19 protein-coding genes are annotated in these 21,123 nt (G+C 65.3%); 12 read left to right on the top strand and 7 right to left on the bottom strand.

What is annotated here, in order from left to right:
- Positions 1-215 precede the first annotated feature (215 nt).
- Entirely contained in the window at positions 216-1,376 is a 1,161-nt protein-coding gene (locus ACIBW7_RS29525) for a lipase family protein (RefSeq protein WP_397051912.1), read from the top strand.
- A gap of 243 nt (positions 1,377-1,619) precedes the next feature.
- Here ACIBW7_RS29525 and ACIBW7_RS29520 read toward each other — a convergent pair whose 3' ends face one another.
- The gene (locus tag ACIBW7_RS29520) at positions 1,620-2,393 is read right to left on the bottom strand and encodes a hypothetical protein (RefSeq protein ID WP_397051910.1); all 774 of its coding nucleotides are present in this window, start codon (positions 2,391-2,393) and stop codon (positions 1,620-1,622) included.
- Positions 2,394-2,767: 374 nt separating this feature from the next.
- Here ACIBW7_RS29520 and ACIBW7_RS29515 point away from each other — a divergent pair, with 374 nt between their 5' ends.
- The 3 genes from ACIBW7_RS29515 (at position 2,768) to ACIBW7_RS29505 (ending at position 8,471) form a co-directional block, all read left to right on the top strand.
- Positions 2,768-4,636 carry a peroxidase family protein gene (locus tag ACIBW7_RS29515; protein ID WP_397051908.1) on the top strand — a complete coding sequence of 623 codons (1,869 nt, stop codon included), beginning with the start codon at positions 2,768-2,770 and terminating at the stop codon, positions 4,634-4,636.
- Entirely contained in the window at positions 4,633-5,757 is a 1,125-nt protein-coding gene (locus ACIBW7_RS29510) for a catalase family protein (RefSeq protein WP_397051906.1), read from the top strand. The genes ACIBW7_RS29515 and ACIBW7_RS29510 overlap by 4 nt, the downstream gene beginning before the upstream one ends.
- 113 nt (positions 5,758-5,870) lie before the next feature.
- On the top strand, positions 5,871-8,471 hold the full coding sequence (locus ACIBW7_RS29505; RefSeq protein ID WP_397051905.1) for a LuxR C-terminal-related transcriptional regulator: 2,601 nt from the start codon (positions 5,871-5,873) through the stop codon (positions 8,469-8,471).
- A 216-nt stretch (positions 8,472-8,687) separates the two neighbouring features.
- On the opposite strand, the gene ACIBW7_RS29500 is transcribed toward ACIBW7_RS29505, so the two are convergent.
- Both ACIBW7_RS29500 and ACIBW7_RS29495 read right to left on the bottom strand, forming a co-directional pair.
- Positions 8,688-9,290, bottom strand: a complete 603-nt coding sequence (locus tag ACIBW7_RS29500; RefSeq protein ID WP_397051903.1) for a hypothetical protein — start codon at positions 9,288-9,290, stop codon at positions 8,688-8,690.
- Positions 9,291-9,382: 92 nt separating this feature from the next.
- Positions 9,383-9,562: a hypothetical protein gene (locus ACIBW7_RS29495; protein WP_397051901.1), complete on the bottom strand. Its 180-nt coding sequence runs from the start codon at positions 9,560-9,562 to the stop codon at positions 9,383-9,385.
- 58 nt (positions 9,563-9,620) lie between these two features.
- Here ACIBW7_RS29495 and ACIBW7_RS29490 point away from each other — a divergent pair, with 58 nt between their 5' ends.
- The 5 genes from ACIBW7_RS29490 to ACIBW7_RS29470 all read left to right on the top strand — a co-directional run bounded on the left by ACIBW7_RS29490 (position 9,621) and on the right by ACIBW7_RS29470 (position 12,230).
- On the top strand, positions 9,621-9,929 hold the full coding sequence (locus tag ACIBW7_RS29490) for a hypothetical protein (protein ID WP_397051899.1): 309 nt from the start codon (positions 9,621-9,623) through the stop codon (positions 9,927-9,929).
- A gap of 164 nt (positions 9,930-10,093) precedes the next feature.
- A complete protein-coding gene (locus ACIBW7_RS29485) occupies positions 10,094-11,284 on the top strand; it encodes an anion permease (RefSeq protein WP_397051897.1) in 1,191 nt (396 codons plus the stop codon).
- 13 nt (positions 11,285-11,297) lie between these two features.
- Positions 11,298-11,588, top strand: a complete 291-nt coding sequence (locus ACIBW7_RS29480; protein WP_397051895.1) for a hypothetical protein — start codon at positions 11,298-11,300, stop codon at positions 11,586-11,588.
- Positions 11,589-11,592: 4 nt separating this feature from the next.
- Complete coding sequence (locus ACIBW7_RS29475) at positions 11,593-11,901, top strand: DUF3349 domain-containing protein (protein ID WP_364473271.1); 309 nt, start codon at positions 11,593-11,595, stop codon at positions 11,899-11,901.
- An 8-nt stretch (positions 11,902-11,909) separates the two neighbouring features.
- Complete coding sequence (locus ACIBW7_RS29470) at positions 11,910-12,230, top strand: DUF3349 domain-containing protein (protein WP_397051892.1); 321 nt, start codon at positions 11,910-11,912, stop codon at positions 12,228-12,230.
- A 26-nt stretch (positions 12,231-12,256) separates the two neighbouring features.
- On the opposite strand, the gene ACIBW7_RS29465 is transcribed toward ACIBW7_RS29470, so the two are convergent.
- Together ACIBW7_RS29465 and ACIBW7_RS29460 are read right to left on the bottom strand one after the other, a co-directional pair.
- Positions 12,257-13,897: a GMC oxidoreductase gene (locus tag ACIBW7_RS29465; protein ID WP_397051890.1), complete on the bottom strand. Its 1,641-nt coding sequence runs from the start codon at positions 13,895-13,897 to the stop codon at positions 12,257-12,259.
- A gap of 236 nt (positions 13,898-14,133) precedes the next feature.
- A complete protein-coding gene (locus ACIBW7_RS29460; protein WP_397051888.1) occupies positions 14,134-14,841 on the bottom strand; it encodes a GNAT family N-acetyltransferase in 708 nt (235 codons plus the stop codon).
- 43 nt (positions 14,842-14,884) lie between these two features.
- On the opposite strand from ACIBW7_RS29460, the gene ACIBW7_RS29455 reads away from it, so the two are divergent.
- Complete coding sequence (locus ACIBW7_RS29455) at positions 14,885-16,267, top strand: lipase family protein (protein WP_397051886.1); 1,383 nt, start codon at positions 14,885-14,887, stop codon at positions 16,265-16,267.
- A 399-nt stretch (positions 16,268-16,666) separates the two neighbouring features.
- Here the strand turns inward: ACIBW7_RS29455 and ACIBW7_RS29450 are convergent, their stop codons facing one another.
- Positions 16,667-17,809, bottom strand: a complete 1,143-nt coding sequence (locus ACIBW7_RS29450) for an LLM class flavin-dependent oxidoreductase (RefSeq protein WP_397052385.1) — start codon at positions 17,807-17,809, stop codon at positions 16,667-16,669.
- 180 nt (positions 17,810-17,989) lie between these two features.
- On the opposite strand from ACIBW7_RS29450, the gene ACIBW7_RS29445 reads away from it, so the two are divergent.
- Together ACIBW7_RS29445 and ACIBW7_RS29440 are read left to right on the top strand one after the other, a co-directional pair.
- Entirely contained in the window at positions 17,990-19,213 is a 1,224-nt protein-coding gene (locus tag ACIBW7_RS29445) for an acyl-CoA dehydrogenase family protein (RefSeq protein ID WP_397051884.1), read from the top strand.
- Complete coding sequence (locus ACIBW7_RS29440; protein WP_397051882.1) at positions 19,210-20,640, top strand: LLM class flavin-dependent oxidoreductase; 1,431 nt, start codon at positions 19,210-19,212, stop codon at positions 20,638-20,640. The genes ACIBW7_RS29445 and ACIBW7_RS29440 overlap by 4 nt, the downstream gene beginning before the upstream one ends.
- Here ACIBW7_RS29440 and ACIBW7_RS29435 read toward each other — a convergent pair.
- A complete protein-coding gene (locus ACIBW7_RS29435) occupies positions 20,562-21,122 on the bottom strand; it encodes a GAF domain-containing protein (RefSeq protein ID WP_397051880.1) in 561 nt (186 codons plus the stop codon). The two genes, ACIBW7_RS29440 and ACIBW7_RS29435, sit on opposite strands and share 79 nt — an antisense overlap.
- Position 21,123 lies beyond the last annotated feature (1 nt).

Below are 21,123 nucleotides of genomic sequence, written 5' to 3'. Positions count from 1 at the left end.
CTCCATCGAGTTTGCAGTGCTATTTTCCCAGCGCATCGGCTATTTTCGGCGTATCGCTGAAAGTTTGCCGATAAGGTCGCACGTGAGCTCGGACTTGCTGGTCAAACGAATGCCGTGAACTACCCATGGAGGTCATGGTCGTGACTCGTCGGTTTCTTCGCTTTCTCCGCAGCAGGCGCAGTGGTTCGGTACGGATCCTGAGTGCGCTCGGGAGCGTGGCACTCGGGCTGCTGCTGGCGACGACGGCAACCGCAGAACCGTTGTATCCGCAGCCCGATCCGGACCCGTTCTTCGCCGCCCCGGCGGATCTGGCGGCGCACCGGCCTGGTGACGTGCTCGACGTGCGGGCGCTGCCGCCCGTGGTCCTGTTCCCCGGCACCACCGTCACGCAGGTCGCATTCCGGTCCACCAACTCGCAGGGCGCGCCGATCGCGGCGACCACCACGATCCTTACCCCCATCGGTCATCAACCCGACGGGCCGCTACTGTCGTATCAGCACTTCATCAATGCGCTCGGCACCGCCTGCGCGGTATCGCACCAGCTGTACACCGGCGATCCGAATCTGGTTACCACGGCGTCGATTTTGAACATGGCCCTGGCACAGGGCTGGAGTGTCGCGCTGCCGGATCATCTCGGCCCGAACTTCGCTTTCGGCGCTGCGCGTTTGGGCGGCCAGATCGTATTGGACGGTGTCCGCGCGGTGAAACGGCTGCCCGAACTCGCCGTGCAGCACAGCCGGGTGGTGCTGGCCGGTTACTCCGGCGGCGGCATGGCCACCGGATGGGCAGCTGCGCTGCAGCCGTCGTACGCGCCGGAACTGGAGCTTGCGGGTGCGGCCATCGGCGGCGCTCCGATGAACATGGAGACAATGGCGGAGGCGGTGGGCATGGAGACGCATCCGGCCTTCGGACTGGCCATGGCGGCGGCGATCGGCCTGGAGCGGGAGTACCCGAAGCGGATGCCGGTCAGCGCGTATCTCAACAAGCGCGGCTTGGCCGTCCGGGACGCCATGGCCAACAGCTGCACCAACCAGATCCTCTTCACCGGTGTCGGCGGCAGCGCCCGCGAATATCTGGCCAGCACCCCGACTGCTGCCCTCCCCGAAGCTCGGGCGGTGTTGCGGGAGAACAGTCTGGAATTCTACGATCGGGTGCCGGAAATACCGGTGTTCGAATGGCATTCGCCGACCGATCCCCTGATTCCGATCGAAGCGATCGACCATGTCGACAGCCACTGGTGTGCGGCCGGGGTACAGGTGCAGACGCTGCAAGTGCCAGCGTTCGAGCATCTGTCGGCCGCGGTGATCGGTGCCCCCGAGGTGCTGCCGTGGCTGAACGCCCGGATTCTCGGCGAGCCCGCACCCGCCACCTGCTGACGGATCGGCGTTCGATGCCGGCATATGAATACCGTTCAGCCGAGCGACGGCATCGCCAAGTCGATCATCTCGACAACAAGCCGGTCTCCGATCCATTCGGGTCGGTACCAGCGGTATCGCATCGACATACGTACGAGGGTGTTGGTCGGGCCCGAGGACTACTTCGACATCGACCCCGTCTATCGACTTTCCATTTGGCCGGCCGACGTGCGCGATGCCGTCAGCAGACCGAACCTGACGCCGTCACCGAGGCTGGTCGGCATCCGATAGCCGGGGGATCGATCGCGCTGTCAACGCGGCGAGCACCTGCTGGGTCTTGGTATCGCCGGTCGCGACGTGCAGACCACGTCGACGTACCGCGGCCTCGAATTTGCGTTGCCGGTGGAGGGCGCGGTTTCGCACCTCGGTGTGTGACTCACCGTGTGCGGGAGTGACTCTCAGGGACAGCTCGAGCAGGTCGAGGTCGGCGATGGTCCAGCGTTCGGCATCGACGTGTAGATCGCCCACGCGCACGTTCGTCCACTTTGTCGACGCGATGGGGCCCATGGCCAGGAGGCGATCGACTGCTACCCCCGGAGGTGTGCAGCTCACCAGGAGTTGGCGCTGGGCGGTATCCAGAACGGTGGTGACGTCGGCGCCGTGCACTGTCGCGTCGCGCAGGGATCCGGCCGGTCGGTCACTGACTGCCGAGGCGGACAGGACCCGGCGTTGCGCGTTCCAGTCTTCTTCGATGCGGTACCGCAGTGCATCGTCGGTGAAGGAGGTGGTCCATCTGCCGACCAATTGCGATGGCAGGCAGGGGCGCAGTTTTACGGTCAGATCGTCGGTCTCGCCGCAGCGCAACCGGATAGCGATTCGGCTCGACAGCAGTGTCGGCGCTGTGTCCGGACCGGTGGGACGGGGCTCGGCGAACCAGATGCGACGGTCGACTGCCGGCCGGCCCGTGCACTCCAGCCGGGTCAGTGCCTCCGCGACGTCGCCGTCGAGATTGACCTTGATTTCGATCGGAGTGATCACCCGAGCGCCCCTTTCTCGCAGTTGCCGGGATCCTCCCGCTGCCCGGCAGCACCATCTAAGACAGCGTTGACCAACCGGGGCCGGTGGGCGCGCGTACCGCGCTACCCGATTGGGTGCGTTGGCACCTGCTGCCGCGCGACGTCGGCGGCGTGTGTGGAGTAAGAGGCCGGATTGCTCGGAACGGAACGGCTCGCCCTGGCGGTGGGTCGTCGCTGTAGAACAGTGTCGTGGTCCCGGGGGATCGGCACTTCTGCCGCAGCAATCGGGTTTGGCGTAGTCGACTACTCGCGACTGGTGTCCGGTCGCCACGGAGACTGGCATGCGAATTCGATCTTGGCGCGTCGCAGCTCGCGCCAGCCACGTGGAGGTTCGTCATGGTCAGTGAAAAGCCGACAATTCCACCGCCGGTGACCAATCCACCGTCGTCGCGTCGCCTGCCGCCCGTTACCCGGCTGTTGGTCGCGGTCGCCGAGGCGCTCGATCGCGGTGTCGGCTGGTTCAGGTTGCCCTCGCCGCTGGGATTGGCCGTCCTCGTCGGCTTGCGCAGCCGCCTGCGCGCCGAGAATCTCTTCGACACCGGTCCTCATCCGGACGGACCGTTGCCCACCGACGGGTCTGCTGTCGGCGAGCACCTGCGCGCACGAACCGTCGACGGGACCTACAACACTCTCGCCGAGCCCCGCGCGGGTTCGGTCGGCTGCCGGTTCGGTCGCAACATCCCGCTGGAATACACCTACCCGGAGGATTCCGACCGGATAATGGAACCAAACCCGCGGCTGATCAGCCGGGATCTGTTGACTCGCGACCGATTTCAGCCGGCGACCACGTTGAATCTGCTGGCGGCGGCCTGGATTCAGTTCGAGGTCCACGATTGGGTCAGCCACGGTGACAGCGATACGGAGCCCTGGACGGTTCCGCTGACCGATCTGGATCCGTGGCCGGTGCCGCCCATGACGATCCCGCGCACCCCCACGGTCCCCAGCCCCGAACCCGGCGGCGCCCCGACTTACCCGACCCAGGAATCCCATTGGTGGGATGCCTCCCAGATCTACGGCAGCACACCGAAATTCGCCGCGGCACTACGGGCCAGGGAGAAAGGGCGAGTCCAGGTCGACGAATTGGGACTACCGCCGCTGGATGTGGAAGGCCTGCTGGACCTGTCCGGCACCGCGGCCAACGCCTGGGTCGGACTCGCTCTGTTGCATTCGCTGTTCATGCGCGAACACAACGCGATCTGCGAGCGCCTGGCCCGCCGCTACCCCGATATGAGCGACGAGCAGCTCTACGACACCGCCCGTCTGGTCAACTCGGCATTGATCGCCAAGATCCACACCATCGATTGGACACCGGCCATCATCGCCCACCCCACCACCGTCGCCGCCATGCGCGCCAACTGGTTCGGCGTCCTCGGGGAGCGGATCGCTCGCCGGTTCGGTCGCCTCAGCGGCAACGAAGTGTTGTGCGGCATACCCGGTTCCGCTACCGATGACCACGGCGTCCCGTATTCGCTGACCGAGGAATTCGTCGCCGTGTACCGGATGCATCCCCTGATCCCCGACGACTTCGTGGTCCGCAGCCTGGCCGACGACAGTGTCGTCGCCGAGTATCAGTTGCCCGATCTGGGGGTCACCCACATCCGCGAGCGTCTGGCCGAGACGCCGATGGATGCGTTGTTCTACTCGTTCGGCCGCGCCAATCCCGGTGCGCTGACCCTGCACAACTATCCGGTCCACCTGCAGAAACTCGCCCGCCCCGGCCACCCGCTGACGGATCTCGCGACCGTGGACATCCTGCGGGTCCGTGAACGAGGAGTACCGCGCTACAACGAGTTCCGCCGCCAACTGCGCCTGCCACCTGCAACCTCGTTCGACGAGTTGACCGACAACCCGGTATGGGCGCGTGAACTCGAGCGGGTCTACGGCGATGTGGAAGATGTCGATCTCATGGTCGGGCTCTACGCCGAGCCCAAACCACCCGGATTCGGTTTCAGCGACACCGCATTCCGTGTGTTCGTACTGATGGCCTCGCGGCGGCTGTCGGGTGACCGGTTCTTCACCACCGACTTCCGTCCCGAGATCTACACCGAGGCCGGCATGGCGTGGGTCCGCGACAACACTATGCGCAGCGTCCTACTGCGTCACTTTCCCACTTTGGCGCCCGCGCTCGACGGTGTCGCCAACCCGTTCGCTCCGTGGCGCGGCGTCGGCCCGCTGCGTGAGCCGGAAAGGAAACGACCGCGATGACCGACCTGACCGCACCGCGCACGACCACCCCTACCTACCTTCGCTACCGCGACGACCTGGAACGGCCACGACCCGACGAAGACCGCGACATCGACAAGATCATCGCGGTGCTGCGCAGCAACAACGAGCGGGCCTATCGCAAGTACAAGCACGGACTGCGCGACGCGCACGCCAAGAGCCACGGCATCCTGCGCGGCGAGCTCACCGTTCACCCCGGTCTGCCACCCGAACTGGCCCAGGGCTTGTTCGCCACCCCGGCCTCGTATCCGGTCGTCGCCCGGCTGTCGAGCACCTCCGGCGTAATCCGCAGCGACCAGCTGCGCGGCGTGCGCGGGCTGGGAATCAAAGTGCTCGGCGTGGACGGGCCGCGCGCCCTGCCCGGCGACGAGGCCACCACCCAGGACTTCATCATGGTGACCCACCGTGAATTCCTGTTCGCCGACGCCCACGCCTACTACACCCGGGGAATGCCCACCGCGTGGGTGCTGGCCCGGTTGCCCGATCCGGTCCTACACACGGGCAGTACCGTCCTTTCCGCGCTCGACGAGCACGTGTTGCGGCGTATCGGACGTCCCGTGCCGCCCAACCTGGGCGTGTTCGTACGGCCCAACACCCACATCCTGGGCGAAACGTTCTATTCCTCGGCACCCCTGCGCTACGGCGACTACATCGCCAAGATCCTCTACACGCCGGTTTCACCGGAAGTCAGCGCCCTGGCGGGTCAACCGGTGGGCCACGACGCGGGCGCCAACGCGCACCAGGACATGGTCGTCGACTTCTTCGCCTGCCACAGCGCCGAATACGAGCTGCGCGTGCAGCTGTGCACCGACCTCGACACCATGCCGATCGAGGACGCGACCGCCGCATGGCCCGAAGCCGAATCACCGCACCGGACGGTGGCGACCATCCGCTTCGACCGCCAGGACCCCTACACCCCGCAACGGCGCGCCTTCGGTGACGACGTGTTGTCGTTCAACTCCTGGCGTGGTCTGGATGCCCACCGGCCACTGGGATCGATCAACCGGCTCAAGCAGCGCGTGTACGAAGCATCCAGCAACTATCGTCACAACGTCAACAACGCCCCCCGCCTCGAACCCACCCCCGACCAACTTCCACAATGACCACCGCGCCGCCCGCGCGATCGGCGGCAGGAGGCCGGGCCGGTACCAAGGCAGTGCGCTCGCCAGCGAAAACCCGTCGCAGCACCGGTGGGCAAGATCTAGAATCATTGCTCATGGGGGAGCGCTGGCAACTGCTCGATCGTCCCGTCGAATACGAGGCCGTTCGCACAGCGTTGACGAGCGGCGATGTCGGCGGTGTCGTACTCGTCGGTGCCGCCGGGGTCGGCAAGACGACCCTCGCCCGACTGGTGACCTCGGCACTGGGCACTCCCGTCCGGTGGGCGGCTTGTACCGAGTCGTCCCAGGCCATTCCACTGGGTGTATTCGCGCCGTGGATCGCCCCGACCGCGTCTCGCGATCCCATCGCACTGCTCTGCTCGGCCAGGGAAAACCTACTCACCCAACAAAATACCGTGATCGGCGTCGACGACGCGTACCTGCTCGACCAACTCTCCGCGACTCTGTTGCACCAGATCGCCGTCGACCGCGCCGCTCCTATCGTGGCCACCGTCCGCACCGGCGAACCGGTCCCCGATGCGGTCACTTCGCTGTGGAAGGACGGCTACCTCGAACGCATCGAACTGGAACCACTGACGAAACAGCAGTGCGTCGCACTCGTCGAGACCGTCCTGAGCGGCACCCTGGAAGGCCTCAGCGCCGACGTCATGTGGGAGTCATCGGGCGGAAATCCGCTGTTCCTGCGCAACATGGTCGAAGGCGCCGTCGAGGCGGGCACCCTGACCGAAGTCAACGGGGTCTGGCAGCTACGAGGACCCGCCGCGGTGCCGTCCGGACTGGTGGACCTGCTCGACGGCAGGCTCGCCCGGGTGGGCGAGCCGGTCCTGGAAACCCTGAAGATGCTGGCACTCTATGCGCCGCTCGACATCGATGTCCTCACCGACCTCGTCGGCGAGGACGCCGTGGACGCCGCCGAGATCTCCGGTCTGATACGCACCAGCCGCGACGGCTGGTCTGTCAGCGCCAGCTTCAGCCACCCGCTGCTCGGTGACGTGGTGCGCCGCCGAATCGGCACCGCCGCTGCACGCAAGCGGCGGGGTCGCATCGTCGAGAGGCTGCGCGAGCAGGATCTGAGTACCGCCGCCCACCGCATCAGACTGGCACAACTGTGCGTCGACAGCGCCCAGCCCATCGACAACGACCTGTTGATCACCGCCGCCAAAGATGCTGTCGCCCTGTCCAACCTGTCGCTGGGCGAACGCCTCGCGCGCGCCGCATGCGAGCGCGGCGGCGGGCTGCCCGCGGCCGAACTACTCTCCCGCGCCCTGCTGTGGCAGGGCCGACCGCAGGAAGCCGACGAGATCCTGGCCGACTTCGATCCCGACCGCCTCGATCAACTTCAACTCGTCCAATGGGGTGTTCCGCGTGCCAGCCTGCTGTTCTGGTGTGTGGGCGATGTCGACCGCGGCCATGAAATAATGGACCTGCTGGGCGACCGCGTCGAGCATCCCGCCCTGCGTCTCATCATCGATGCCGTGAACGCGACCATGGCGATACACGAGAACAAAATCGCTGTCGGCATCGAGGGCGCCGAATCTGTACTCGCCGACGTGAACTCCCCGAAACAAGCTGTCGACTGGGCCGCGTTCGCCCTCGGCCTGGCGATGCCGGTAGCGGGGCGTGGCGCCGACTTCGCACCGATCGCGGCCCGCAGCCGGGCGCAGCAGAAAAACACCGACGGCATGATCCGGGTCATGGTGCGCTACGGCGACGTGCTGTCACTGACAATCATCGGCGAACTCGACCTCGCCGAACAGCGGGCCACCGAATACAGCGAGTTCTCCTCCGCCGCACAGTTTCTCGGCTGGGCAATCGCCAAAATCGCGGGCGGTGTCGTCGCCACCTACCGTGGCCGCTTCCGCGAGGCGATCACCGCATTCGAACAAGCCCTCGCCGCACTCAACGCCGAAACCTCACTACCCTGGAAACTGCCTGCGCAGCTGATTCTGGCCCGCGCCTACGCGGCGCTGGGCGACTCCCAACAAGCCGAACGGGTCCTCGGCGAGGCCGAAGAATACACCGGACCGCACCTGGCCCTGCACGAACCGCAACGCATGATCGCCCGCGCATGGCTGGCGGCGGGCTCCGGCAGTCAGCATGCCGCGGTCGAACTCGCCCGCCAGGCCGCAGCCCTCTCCCACACCGCGGGCCAGTACGCATTGGAAGCCGAAGCCCTGCACCACGCCACCCGATTCGGCGACCGAACCCTCGCTTCGCGGCTGGCCGCACTGGCCGACCGCGTGCAAGGGCCGGTAGTGGCGATCTACGCCCGCCACGCCGCCGCCTTCGAAAACTCCGACACACACGCGCTTTCCGCAGTCAGTGTCGAATTCGAAAGCGCCGGACTACTACTGGCAGCCGCCGACGCCGCCGCGCAAGCAGTACCGATCCATGACCATGCAGGTCAACGCCGACTCAGCGCCCAAGCCGCGGCCCGCGCCCTGGACCTTGCCGCACGGTGCGATGGAGCGACCACTCCCGCCATCGCATCCGCTGCCCGCCCCTTGCCGATCACCGACCGCGAACGCGAGATCACCGCCCTCATCGCGCGCGGGCTGTCCAACCGCCAGATCGCCGAGCGGCTGTTCGTCTCGGTACGCACCGTCGAAGGCCACATCTACCGGGCCTGCACCAAACTCGACGCCGTCGACCGCGACCAACTCGCCAAACTGATCTGGGGCGACGTCACACGATAGCTACCACGCTTGCACAGCAAAGTATCCGCGGTCGCGCGTCGTTCGGTATCGGTGACCGATAGCCATAGCGGCATCCAATTCCGTTCGGCCGCACCCGAAGCGGGCTTTCACATCGCGGGCGACTGTAGCGGTGCCGAGGTGCGACGGCGTAGTGGCGGCGGCCCGTTGTGGCCAGTGCAGTTCGCCGTGGGCAGTGAATCAGCGTCCGGAAAAGGACTACCTCGGCGGCCAGGAGGAGTGCGGTGGGTACTGGTGTTGCGGGTATTGGCCGGGTGGTTGTTGGGCAGGTGGTTGCTGCCACTGCGGCGGGGTCGGGGTTCGCGGCGCGGACGACCGGGACGACGCGATGATCGCCGTCACCGAAGCGACCAGGGCGAGTAGCGCGGCGGGAACGCCGAGGGCGAAATCCTTGACCTCGGCGTATTCCGAGTGCTGCGCCATACCTATCACGAGCGAGAGACCCGGGGCGAACAGCGCGCCCGCGGCGACGGCGGCGAGTGCACGGAAAGCACCGTTCTTGGCGCCGGCGCCGGTCACCAGGATAATGGCCGCCACCACGGCGATCGCGGCGGTGAGCAGGAACGGGATTTGGTCCCCGAAATCGAGGTAGTCGTCGGTGAATCGCCAGATTCCCATCAGAATCGCGGACAGGACGAGCAGCCCTGCGGTGATCCAGTCCAGCGGCGAGGCGCCCGCCCGCGGCGGTACACCGAATCCGGGCGGCGGATACTCCGGACGCTGCTGCGGATAAGGGTACCCTTGCGGATTAGGGTAATTCCCTTGCGGCGGAAACGATTCGGGTTGATGTGGCGTAACCACGGCGAACTCCTTGCTGACCCCCGGGGCCGACGTGCAATCGATCAGGTCGGTCCGGCAACCATACCGAACCGGGACCCACAGGCCAGCCGGTTCTACGGCCCGGCATATAACTCCTCGTTGGGGAGCCGCGGCAGCCCGCGCCCGTCGCCCGGGATTACCGAAACAGCGTCGACATAGTGGTGGGTCTTGTGGTCCTCGATGAACTGCTCGGCGGCGCTGGCCCGCGCTATGAAGTCCAGGATCACTCCGCGCAGGTTGACTCGAAGGTGCACGTCCGGCTCATGGGATGCTCTGACGCTCGTTGCATCTCCCGGGGATACGCGGGCATCGGTGAGCATGGTCGACCGTGCTACAGGGTGCCAGTTCATCGGTTCACGCAATTCCGAACAGCTAGTTTCTCAGTGCGGCGGTATTCCAATATTCGTCCAGGACGGTCGCCCGACCCTTCCCACCGATGGTGAACGCGATCCGGCCCCGGCCATCGGAACTTCGGCGCTCGTCATCCCTTGGAAATGCGGCTGCACGCCGTCATGGCTCGAACTCGAAAAGGGCGCGGAGGTGCCGTTTCCGCTGCACCGCACCGTAGCGGCGACTTTCGCTGCGGCCGTGGTGATTTGGTCGCACTACGGTTGCGGCTGATCGAAGTCGCCTGCGGTAGCCGTCGGGCCAGGACAGCCACGGGTTCGGCGGCTCGGGTACTCCAGGCCGGTGGCACCTGTCCGGCTTCTTGTGGTCGGCTAAATAGTGGGTGAACAGATCGCTCCGCTATAGCAGCCGGGATGCGCGCGCATGAAAATGTCTGGGTGAGCGCTGAACTGATCGTGCTTCTGATCGTCATAGTGACCGCGTTGGCGTTCGATTTCACCAATGGGTTTCACGATACCGCCAATGCCATGGCGACCTCGATCGCTACCGGTGCGCTGAGCCCGCGGGTAGCGGTTGGTATGTCGGCCGTACTCAACCTGATCGGTGCCTTCCTATCGGTCGAGGTGGCCAAGACGGTGTCGGGTGGGCTGCTGAATATCGGCAATGTGCACCATATGGAGTTGCTGCACATCGTGTTCGCCGGTCTGGTCGGTGGGATTCTATGGAATCTGTTCACCTGGCTGTTCGGTATCCCGTCGAGTTCCTCGCACGCGCTGTTCGGTGGTCTCATCGGTGCGGCGGTGGCTGCGCTCGGCGCCAGTGGGGTGATCTGGACCGGGAATGAGAAGACGGGTCTGATCAGCAAGATCCTGGTGCCCGCGCTACTGGCGCCGTTCGTTGCCGCACTCGTGGCCGGGCTCGGCACATTTCTGGTCTATCGGCTGACGCGTCGATCGGTCGAGAAGAAGGTGAACGACGGGTTCCGCTGGGGGCAGATCGGATCCGCCGCGCTCGTCTCGCTCGCGCACGGTACGAATGATGCGCAGAAGACGATGGGCGTCATCTTCATGGCGCTCGTCGCGCACGGCACGTTCACCAATAGCGACGCGATTCCATTGTGGGTCAAGATTTGTTGTGCGGTGGCGATCGCCGCGGGCACTTACCTCGGCGGCTGGCGCATTATCCGCACCCTCGGCAAGGGTTTGGTCGAGCTCGATCCGCCGCAGGGGTTCGCGGCCGAATCGTCCTCGGCTGCAATTATTCTCACGTCTGCGCAGTTCGGACTTCCGCTCTCGACGACGCAGACCGCGACCGGTTCGATCCTCGGTACCGGGCTCGGTAAGCCGGGCGCGGAGGTGCGCTGGGGTGTTATGGGCCGGATGGTTGTCGCGTGGCTGTTCACGCTCCCGCTCGCGGGTCTGGTCGGCGCGGTGTGCTGGTGGATCGCTGATCTGGTCGGCGGCCTGGGCGGCGTGCTCATCGACTTCGCGATTCTGATCGCGATGTCGGCCTACATGTACCTGCGGTCGCGGCGCGATCCGGTCGACACCAGCAATGTCAATGACGAATGGGAGGGTGGGCTCACGCCTGCGTCCAACGTCGAGGCCAAGGCCGGCGCGTCGGTCTGAGGAGGTTGGATTCATGGATACGTTCACCGCTATCGCCAAGTCGCTGGGCGAGGTGACGCTGATCGCCGTCTTGCTGGGGACCGGGTTACCGGTGATTTTCGCGACCGGGATTCGGCTCTGGTCGATGGAGCCCGCCACCGCCGACGGTGCCGGTGCGCGCAACCAAGTCGCCCAGGTCGTCGCGTACCTCTGCTTCGCGATTGTCATCGTCGCGGTGGTCTTCGGAATCCTTTATATCGCAAAGGATTTCATCAGCCACACCTTCGACATCCAGCTGTTCGGCGCCAAACCTCCCAAGAAATGAACTCATGACATCCAAAGCATCCATACTCGGATCGGTTCTGAACTGGCTGCGTGCCGGGTATCCGCACGGCGTCCCACCTGAGGATTACGTCGCATTGTTCGCCGTGCTGCACCGCAAGCTGACCGAGGACGAGGTCGGTGAGGTTGTCGAACAGTTGATCGCGGCGGATACCGATGGCGTGATCGACCGGGGGCAGGTCCAGGACGCCATCGGCAAACTCGCGCACGAGACGCCGGGCGAGGACGATGTGAATCGGGTCGCGGCCCGGCTCGCAGCCGTTGGGTGGCCGCTGGCACACCCCTCCGACGCCTGATACCTCCTATGGCCCTATCAGATCTCCTCACCAGAATCGTCGCGTGGTTGCGGGCCGGATATCCGCACGGCGTGCCGGATCCGGACTATGTGCCATTGCTGGCCCTGCTCTCGCGGCGACTCCCCGAAGCGGATGTGCGGCAGGTGGCGAACGCGCTGATCGAGCAGGGTGCCATACCGGCCGATCGGGTCGATGTCGGCGTGCTCATCACCAAACTGACCAATGAGATGCCACTCGAATCCGATATCGCCCGTGTCCGAGCGCATTTGCAGGCCGCGGGCTGGCCGATCGATGACGCATGGCCCGATCCGGACGGGGAAGAAAGCTGACCGCCCCCGCACGGACCGGCCGAGTGTCATGCCAGGTCGGTGGCGATGATCTTTTCGATATTGCGTTCCGCGAGGCCGGTGATCGTCAGGAATGGGTTGACGCCGGTGTTGCCAGGAATCAGCGACCCGTCGATGACGTACAGCCCGGAGTATCCATTCAGGCGGCCGTAGTTATCGGTGGCCTGTCCGAGTAGGCAGCCGCCGAGCGGGTGGTAGACGAAGTCGTCGCCCCAGACCTTGTAGACGCCGAACAGATCGGTCCGGTAGATCGTGCCCGCCTTGGAATTGATGGCGTCGAAGACGCGCTTCGCCGCATCGATCGACGGTTGGGTGTACGACGCCTGCCAGGACAGATCTACTCCGCCGGTGGACGAGTTGTAGGTGAACTTGGCGCGGTTGGGGTTCTTGGTGATCGCCAGATAGAGGTTCACGCCGTTCTCGGTACTCGTTGGGAACGGGGCGATTTCGGCGAATACCGGACCATTCGCATCGGCCCAGTTGTCGATGCCCATGCAGGGAATCGCGGATTGGAGCGCGCCGGTCAAATCCAGTCCGGCCCGGCCGACCATCACATTGCCGTTATTGCCCCAGCCCGCGCCGACCGAATCGGCCAGGTTGGGCAGCTTGCCCAGCGCCTTCATGGTGACGAGCAGCTTGCTGGTGCCGACGCTGCCCGCCGCGAAGAAGACCTTGTCCGCGGTGACGGTCTTTGTCGCCACCGTATTGCCGAGCACGTCGATCTGCGTGATGACCACCGTGTAACCGCTCGCGGCCGGTGCCACGCTGGTGACCTTGTGCAGCGGGGAGATGCTCAGTTTGCCGGTCGCGGCGGCCACCGCCAGATAGGTCTTGTCGAGTGAGCGCTTTCCGTAGTTGTTGCCATAGATCACCTCACCGGCCAGCGCCGAGCGAGTGACGGTATTCGCCTGCTCCTTCTGCATGTAGCTGAAGTCGTAGACATTGGGCACGAATGTTGTTGTGTAGCCTGCGTTATTGGCGGTTACGCGACTGACCCGCGCGTATTTGTAGCATTCGGCGGATTCGAACCAGGACGAGTCGACATTGTTGACGCCGAGCGCGGCCTGCGCGCGCGGAAAATAGGTGGAGTACATCGTCGTCGCGTCGACCGATGGCAGAATCTGTTGGAAGTAATCCTGTTTCGGCAACGGTGCCATACCGCCGTTGACAAGCGAGCCGCCGCCTACACCACGGCCCTGATACACCCGCGTCGCCGCGAAATGCTCCGAATCGAGCACGCCTGCGTCGCTCGGGCTGATGTCTCGGTTGATATCCGCCCCGACGAAATAGCCGACCGGCTGCTCGGTTCTGGTCCGGAACCAATATGAGCGCTCGTCCGGATCGAGCATGGTGCAGAAGACTTTTCCGTCCGAACCGGGTGCGGTCCAGTTCTGGCCCATCTCGATCATCGCCACCTGCTTGCCTGCCTGACACAAGCGCAGCGCGGCGACCGCGCCGCCGTAGCCGCTGCCGATGATCAGATTCGGCACGTGATCCCCGTTGCCGATGGGTGCCGCCGACGCCTTGGCGGTCCACGCGGCCGGGCTGAGCGCCATTGCCCCGGCCGCAATTGCAGTGCCCGCCAAGAATTTCCGGCGATTCATCCCTTGGCGAACGACGGTGTTGGCCGAGGGGCGTCGGTCGTACATGAGCGAAACCTTCCGATGTGAGGCGTGGGAGAGTGCCTCGAATCGGCAGACTGTAACAGGTTCTAGTTGAGATTTGAGCGAATTCCGATGTTGATGTGTCAAACCTGGACGCGGTACTTTCGAGTCGGCTTCGACGGATCAATGACATTGGGTCGCAGCAAATTTCGATCACAGCATCGATGACTGCGATCCGCGAAGGCGCCGCTGGACAATGGCTCGACAGCCGATTCCGTGGGTCACGAGTCCAGGTGTCGGCTCCGCAATCGGTACTCGAATATGCCTCGAGGTTCACCTGGACCGAAATACTGGTCGTCATGTTCGACGAATTCGAACCCGGCCTGCTTGAACAAGGCCGCCGCGGGCTGGTTGTCCGGGCGCACCGTCAGGTAAACCACGTCGGCCCCGTCTGTCCGACACTGCTGCAGCATGTGGTCGAGCAGGGCGCGACCGTAGCCTTTGCCCTGGTACTGCTCGAGCACCGCGAACGTGAACAGGAGGGCTCGGCCCGCCTTGTGGAGCGTCAGCGCATAGCCGATCACCCTGCCGTCCAGCTCGGCGACCAGCCAGTCGGATCCATGCAGGTCGTACAGCTGTCGCAACATCAGATACAGGTACGGCTCGGCGAACACCTCGGCCTCGATGGCCGCGATATCTTCGATGTCGGCGAAGCGTGCCTGCCGGTATTGCGGCTGCGGCGCTCTTACGATGTCCATGAGCTTCCTAGTGCCGGGGCATAGGTCATCGCGGACCACTGCACCAAGAACGATACGCGGCTGACCCGTGTCTTGAGAACGGCATGCGATCGGATGTGGCGGCGGGGCCGAGGTTCGTTCGAGGTTGCTTGTGTGCCAGTAGTTTTCGGAAATTTGGGTGCGGCCAGCGTGTCGGGCCTGCGCAGTCGTGACAAGTTCGAACAGATCCGAGATGTTGTTCCGCTGCGACATAGTCTGGCCTTCGTCGGGCGGTGTCGAATTCGGGAGGTGGCAGATGTCGAGTCTCCGAGCTTTTGTCGTCGCGAGCATGGTGGGTTGTTCGCTGCTGGTGGGGCCGGCCCCCGCGCATGCCGGTCCGACCGAAGGCCCGGCCGCGCCGGTGTCGCCCGGCCCGTCCGACCTGCAGCGGTGGATCGATGCCCACATCCCGGCCCCATCGTTCCCGACCGCCGCGTCACCGCCGCCCGGTGCGTTGCCCGCGGACTTGGCGGCGTTGTGGCAGGCAGTGCGGTCCGCGCCGTCGGGGGATCGGATGTTCGACGAGTGGCCGGATGGGCTCGATCGTCTCGCTCCCGGCGATATCGTCGAGGCGCGCGATGTGACGGCGACTTCCGTGCTGCTGGCGATCGTGCCGATTCAGCGTGCGATCCTGCTGAAGTTCCGGACGACGGACGCCTCCGGCATGCCATCCTTCGGCACCGCGACCTTGGTGATTCCCGCCGCCGCATGGACGGGTCCGGGGGATCGGCCGGTGTTGGTGAACGCAGTGCCGATCAACTCGCTCGGACTCAGCTGCACGCCGAGCTACGCGATGGCCCACGGGCTGCACAGCAAGTTCAACGCGGGGGATCTGTTTCCGCCGAACACAGCCTGGGGCCTCAGCCGCGGCTATGCGGTGCTGATTCCCGATCACGAGGGTCCATGGATGGCCTACGCCGAACCGAAGGTCGCCGGGCATGTGGTGCTGGATTCCATTCGCGCGGTGCGCAATGTGCTGCCGACGGAGTTCACGGGCAGCCGTTTCGCGACAACCGGGTATTCCGGCGGGGCGATCGCATCGTATGCGGCCGCGATGCTGCTCGACGAGTACGCGCCGGAATTGTCGGGTGTGGTGGTCGGGGCGGCCATGGGCGGGCTAGTGACCGATTATCGAATGGTCGCCAGCCGCTTCAACGGCAACTCCGCATCCGGCATTCTACTGGTAGTGGCGCTGGCGATGGGCCGGGAGCATCCGGCGATTCTCGGCTATATGAATCATCTGGCGCAGTGGCTGGCGACCTCACCGATCAAGGACACCTGCGGTGACAGCAATGGCCCGCTCGGCGTGGTCGGCGTTCCCATCGATGCCGCTGCCAATATCAGTAGCCCGCTGACCAGCGGTATCGCCGATCGGATCTTCGAGCAGCTCAGCCTGACCGACCGTAAGTCGGGTACGCCGCTCTACATCTATCACGCCGCCAGCGACATCTGGATCCCGCAGCAAAACGGCGACGATCTCTACCGCGCCCAATGCGCGCGCGGCGTCCGCGCGGTGCACCGCACCGAACCCGGCGAGCACGTCATCGCCCTGGTCACCGGTTTTCCCGGGGAGATCGGCTGGATCGATGGACGTTTGCGCGGCGAGCCCGCCCCGAGCGAATGCCCTGCGCGCCGGTGAGTTCGGATCAGTGGTGAGACTCCAGGGAGACCGCCGGGCCGGGCGCATCGGGTGGTGTCACCCGGTCGTATTCGACGCCGACCTCGACCGCTGGTTCGCCGACCAGCCCGCCGGGGTCGCAGCCGAGACCGATTCGACCTGTCCTGGTCGGCCCAGTTCTTCGCCCAACTGGGCCTCGTCCTCAGCGTCGCCTACCGCTCCGCCGCCGTAATCACCGACGGCAGCACCGCCCCAGGGGCGACTAGTGCCTCGTCCAATTACCTTCTGCGGTAACCGAGTCTGGCGTTCTCCCCGTCGAGCGCAGTCGAATTGTGGTGTCGGACGGCGTGGTAGACCGTATCTCGACTGCGCTCGCGCACAGCCGGACCTGATGGCGAAGTAATCTATCTGGACGGGGCACTAGTGTGTCGCGGTTGCGAAAGGCGTTGCTACCGGGGCGGATTCGATGCGATGGGGGTGCGTCCACAGGCCGCGACGCTCCAGGATGGGCAGTACACCCTCGCCGAACCAGTACGCCTCTTCGACGTGCGGGTAGCCGGAGAGGATGAAGTGGGTGATGCCGAGGTCGGCGTACTCGATCAGGCGGTCGGCGACTTCCTCGTGTGAGCCGACGAGTGCAGTGCCCGCCCCGCCGCGGACCAAACCGACGCCCGCCCACAGGTTCGGCGCGATCTCCAGGCGGTCGGTGCGGCCACCGTGCAGATCCAGCATGCGGCGCTGGCCTTCGGACTCGCTGCGCGCGAGACTGGTTTGCACGCGGGCGATTTCGGCGGGGTCGAGGCCGGACAGCAGTCGATCGGCGACGGCCCAGGCCGCTTCGGAGGTGTCGCGGCTGATGACGTGAATGCGTAGGCCGTAGCTGAGTTCTCGGCCTTCGGCGGCGGCGAGCCCGCGGATCCAATCGAGTTTCTTGCCCACCGCGGCGGGTGGTTCGCCCCAGGTGAGGTAGGTGTCGGCATAGCGGGCCGCCACGGGTCCGGCGGGTCCGGAGGAGCCGCCGAAGAAAACGGGTGGGATCGGGTCCGGATGGTTGTTGAGCAGGGCGTCGCGGATCTGAATGTGGGTGCCCTCGAAGCTGATCGGTTCGCGGGACTCCCACAGTCCGCGCACCACGTGCAGGAATTCGGCGGTGCGGGCGTAGCGCTGTTCTTTATCGAGGAAGTCGCCGTAGGCCTGTTGTTCGTGCGGTTCGCCGCCGGTCACCACATTCAGCAGCAGGCGGCCGCGGGAGTGACGCTGATAGGTCCCGGCCATCTGCGCGGCCAGCGTCGGGCTGACCAGTCCGGGGCGAAACGCCACCAGGAACTTCAGCGTCTCGGTGGTTTCGACGAGCATGGCGGTGGTCAGCCAGGCATCCTCGCACCACGCGCCGGTAGGGGTGAGGACCGCCTCGAAACCGTTGTCCTCGGCTGCCGCGCCGATTTGGTTGAGGTAGCGCAGCGATGCCGGCCGGTCACCGGACATCGAAGTGCCGTGACCACCGGCGATCAGGCCACGCGAATCGCCGTAGGTGGGCAGAAACCAATGGAACGACAGTGACATCGAGAACTGCTCCTCGCCGGTTCGGATGCCGTTTTCAGGCATGGACAACCGCGATGCTGCCAGCGCCGCTGAGAGCTGTCACCGGTTGGAATCTACGTGGTTCTTACCCCCTGCCAGCGTGTTTTGATCGCTGTGCGGATAACTGGTGAGCTGACCGTTGGTCCGCGCGATCGTGGGGTTATGACATCCATCGACGCGAAATTCACCACAGACTCCGACCTGGATGCGATCTTCGGGCCGATCTTCGACCGTATCGCGCAGGGCGCGGTCGAGCGCGAGATCGATCGTCGGCTGCCCTTCGAGGAGGTGGGCTGGCTGCGCGAGGCAAAATTCGGTGCATTGCGGGTGCCGGTCGAATTCGGCGGTTACGGCGTCACCGTGCGACAGCTGTTCCGGTTGCTCATCGAATTGGCCGCTGCCGAATCGAATCTGCCGCAGGCGTTGCGGGTGCACTTCTCCTTCGTCGAGGACCAGTTGCTCGCCGAACCGGGGGAGCGCCGTGCGCATTGGCTGCGCGCCGCGGCCGGGGGCACGCTCGTCGGCAATGCGATCACCGAGCCGGGCGTCGGCGCGGTCGACCACTACCGCACGCGGCTGACCGAGGACGGTGACCGGTGGCTGCTCAACGGCACCAAGTACTACAGCACCGGTTCGCTCTACGCGGACTACATCCTCGCGGCGGCCGATCGCGACGGTGAGCGAGTGGGCGTACTCGTCGACGCGAATGCCGACGGGGTCCGCCAGCACGACGACTGGGACGGCTTCGGCCAGCGGCTGACCGCGAGCGGCACAACGGAATTCGCCGACGTCATTGTCGAGCCCGAGCGCATTCTCGGACCCGGCTACGGCGCGCCGGGACCGACCTATGCGACCTCTTACCTGCAGCTGGTCCAGCTGTCGGTGCTCGCCGGCATCGCGAAGCGAGCTGAGCGGGATGCTCGCGAATGGGTGGCGGCGCGCACCCGCGGCTACACCCATTCGGCCGCCGATCTGCCACGCCAGGATCCGTTGGTGCAGCAGGTGATCGGACGACTCTCCGCCGCCGCATTCGCCGCCGAGGCCTCCGTGCTCGCCGTCGCCGATGTGCTCGACAAGGTGCTCGCGGGCGGTGCGCAGGACGAAGACTCCATCGTGGCAGCGGAACTCGCCGCCGCACAGGCGCAGCTCGCGGTGATTGATCTCGTATTGCCGGCCACCACACTGCTGTTCGAGGTCGGCGGTGCATCGGTCGTCTCCGAGCAGCTGCGGCTGGACCGGCACTGGCGCAATGCCCGCACCATCTCGGTGCACAATCCGGCCATCCAAAAGGCCAGGGCGATCGGTGACTATCTGCTGAACGGCACCCAACTGCCGTTCGCGTGGAGCGCGGGCGAGCGCAAGCCCGCGACGGGAGAACAGCAGTGACGCGCCGCATTCGCTTCAATGCCTTCGACATGAACTGCGTCGCCCACCAATCACCCGGTCTGTGGCGACATCCCGACGACCAATCGCATCGGTACAAGGAACTGAGCTACTGGACAGAATTGGCAAAGTTGTTGGAGCAGGGACGTTTCGACGGCATTTTCATTGCCGACGTGCTCGGCACCTACGACGTATACGGCGGCAACGATATTGCCGCGCTGCGTCAGGGCGCTCAGATTCCGGTGGCCGATCCGCTGCTGCTGGTCTCGGCAATGGCCGCGGTCACCGAACATCTCGGCTTCGGCATCACCACCGGCACCGGCTTCGAGCACCCTTATCCATTCGCGCGTCGGCTCTCCACGCTCGATCACCTCACCAACGGGCGCATCGGCTGGAATGTGGTGACCGGCTATTTGCCTTCGGCAGCACGGAATTTCGGGGCCGACGACCAGCTGGACCACGATGAGCGCTACAACCAGGCCGACGAATACCTGGAGGTCCTGTACAAGCTGTGGGAGGGCTCTTGGGAGGACGACGCGGTGGTTCGCGATGCCGCGCACGGCATCTACGTCGACCCGGCGAAGGTGCATCACATCGGCCATCGGGGTACGCACTATCAGGTGCCCGGCATCCATCTCGCGGAGCCGTCGCCGCAGCGGACGCCGGTGATCTACCAGGCGGGCGCGTCGCCGCGCGGTGTGCGCTTCGCCGCCGAGAACGCGGAGGCGATCTTCGTCGCCGGGCCTTCGAAACGGATTCTGGCACAGACTGTTTCCCGCATTCGTGATGCACTCGAGGCCGCGGGCCGGAATCGGTATTCGGCCCGCATCTACGCACTGGCCACGATCATCACCGACGCCACAGACGAGGCGGCGCACGCCAAACACGCGGAGTACCTGTCCTACGCCAGCGTCGAGGGCGGGCTGGTCTTCATGTCCGGCTGGATGGGCATCGATCTGTCGAATTACGACCTGGACGATCCCATCGGCGAAGTGCAGAGCAATGCCATTCAGTCCGCCGTGGCCGCCTTCCAGGAATTCGACGACGACGGCCGGGAATGGACCGTCCGCGATATCGGCCGCTGGGCCGGGATCGGCGGTATGGGCCCGGTATTCGTCGGCTCCGGTGGCACTGTCGCCGACCAACTGCAGGACTGGGTCGCCGAAACCGACCTGGACGGCTTCAACCTGGCTTATGCCATCACCCCGGGCAGTTTCGAAGATATTGTGCGCCATGTGGTTCCGGTGCTCACCGAACGCGGCGCCTACGCCACGGAGTACACACCGGGCACCCTGCGAAACGCCTTGTTCGACAAGGGAGATCGGCTGCCGCAAGAGCATCGAGGCGCGCGCTATCGCCTCGGCGGGTCATTGTCGACGGCTCTGCCCGATGACGTATCGCGGCCGGGCGCCATCGTCACGGTCCCTTGATCGAGCGAATTCAGGAAGGCCTGGGCGATCGACTCCAGGCCTTTCCTATCGACATCGTCGAAGCGGTTCGGTTGCGGGCTGTCGAGATCGAACACACCCACGAGGATATTGTCGCGCACCAGCGGAACCACGATCTCCGAGCGGGTATCGGCATCGCAGGCGATATGGCCGGGAAATGCGTACACGTCGGGCACCAGCTGCGTTTGCCTGGTATCGGCGGCGGTACCGCAGACACCCTTGCCGACGGCGATGCGGACACACGCCGGTTTGCCCTGGAACGGTCCGACGACCAATTCCTGTCCGTCGTAGAAATAGAATCCGACCCAATTCACTTCGGTGAGCGCGTGGAAGACGAGCGCGGCCAGATTCGCGGCATTCGCGATCCGGTCCGCCTCGCCCACGACCAGTGCCTCGGCCTGTGCGACGAGCTGACGGTACTGTTCGGACCGGTCACCGGTCAGTTCGGAGACAGTGAACGACATG

This window comes from Nocardia sp. NPDC049526, assembly GCF_044465765.1.
GTDB lineage: Bacteria > Actinomycetota > Actinomycetes > Mycobacteriales > Mycobacteriaceae > Nocardia.
This window is presented reverse-complemented; position numbering and strand designations above follow the sequence as displayed.

What these genes read in the sequence shown, in the direction of transcription:
- ACIBW7_RS29515 (WP_397051908.1), top strand. Translation starts at nt 2,768, where the DNA reads ATGGTCAGTGAAAAGCCGACAATTCCACCGCCGGTGACCAATCCACCG.
- ACIBW7_RS29510 (WP_397051906.1), top strand. Translation starts at nt 4,633, where the DNA reads ATGACCGACCTGACCGCACCGCGCACGACCACCCCTACCTACCTTCGC.
- ACIBW7_RS29505 (WP_397051905.1), top strand. Translation starts at nt 5,871, where the DNA reads ATGGGGGAGCGCTGGCAACTGCTCGATCGTCCCGTCGAATACGAGGCC.
- ACIBW7_RS29480 (WP_397051895.1), top strand. Translation starts at nt 11,298, where the DNA reads ATGGATACGTTCACCGCTATCGCCAAGTCGCTGGGCGAGGTGACGCTG.
- ACIBW7_RS29475 (WP_364473271.1), top strand. Translation starts at nt 11,593, where the DNA reads ATGACATCCAAAGCATCCATACTCGGATCGGTTCTGAACTGGCTGCGT.
- ACIBW7_RS29470 (WP_397051892.1), top strand. Translation starts at nt 11,910, where the DNA reads ATGGCCCTATCAGATCTCCTCACCAGAATCGTCGCGTGGTTGCGGGCC.
- ACIBW7_RS29465 (WP_397051890.1), bottom strand. Translation starts at nt 13,897, where the DNA reads ATGTACGACCGACGCCCCTCGGCCAACACCGTCGTTCGCCAAGGGATG.
- ACIBW7_RS29460 (WP_397051888.1), bottom strand. Translation starts at nt 14,841, where the DNA reads ATGTCGCAGCGGAACAACATCTCGGATCTGTTCGAACTTGTCACGACT.
- ACIBW7_RS29455 (WP_397051886.1), top strand. Translation starts at nt 14,885, where the DNA reads ATGTCGAGTCTCCGAGCTTTTGTCGTCGCGAGCATGGTGGGTTGTTCG.
- ACIBW7_RS29450 (WP_397052385.1), bottom strand. Translation starts at nt 17,809, where the DNA reads ATGTCACTGTCGTTCCATTGGTTTCTGCCCACCTACGGCGATTCGCGT.
- ACIBW7_RS29445 (WP_397051884.1), top strand. Translation starts at nt 17,990, where the DNA reads ATGACATCCATCGACGCGAAATTCACCACAGACTCCGACCTGGATGCG.
- ACIBW7_RS29435 (WP_397051880.1), bottom strand. Translation starts at nt 21,122, where the DNA reads ATGTCGTTCACTGTCTCCGAACTGACCGGTGACCGGTCCGAACAGTAC.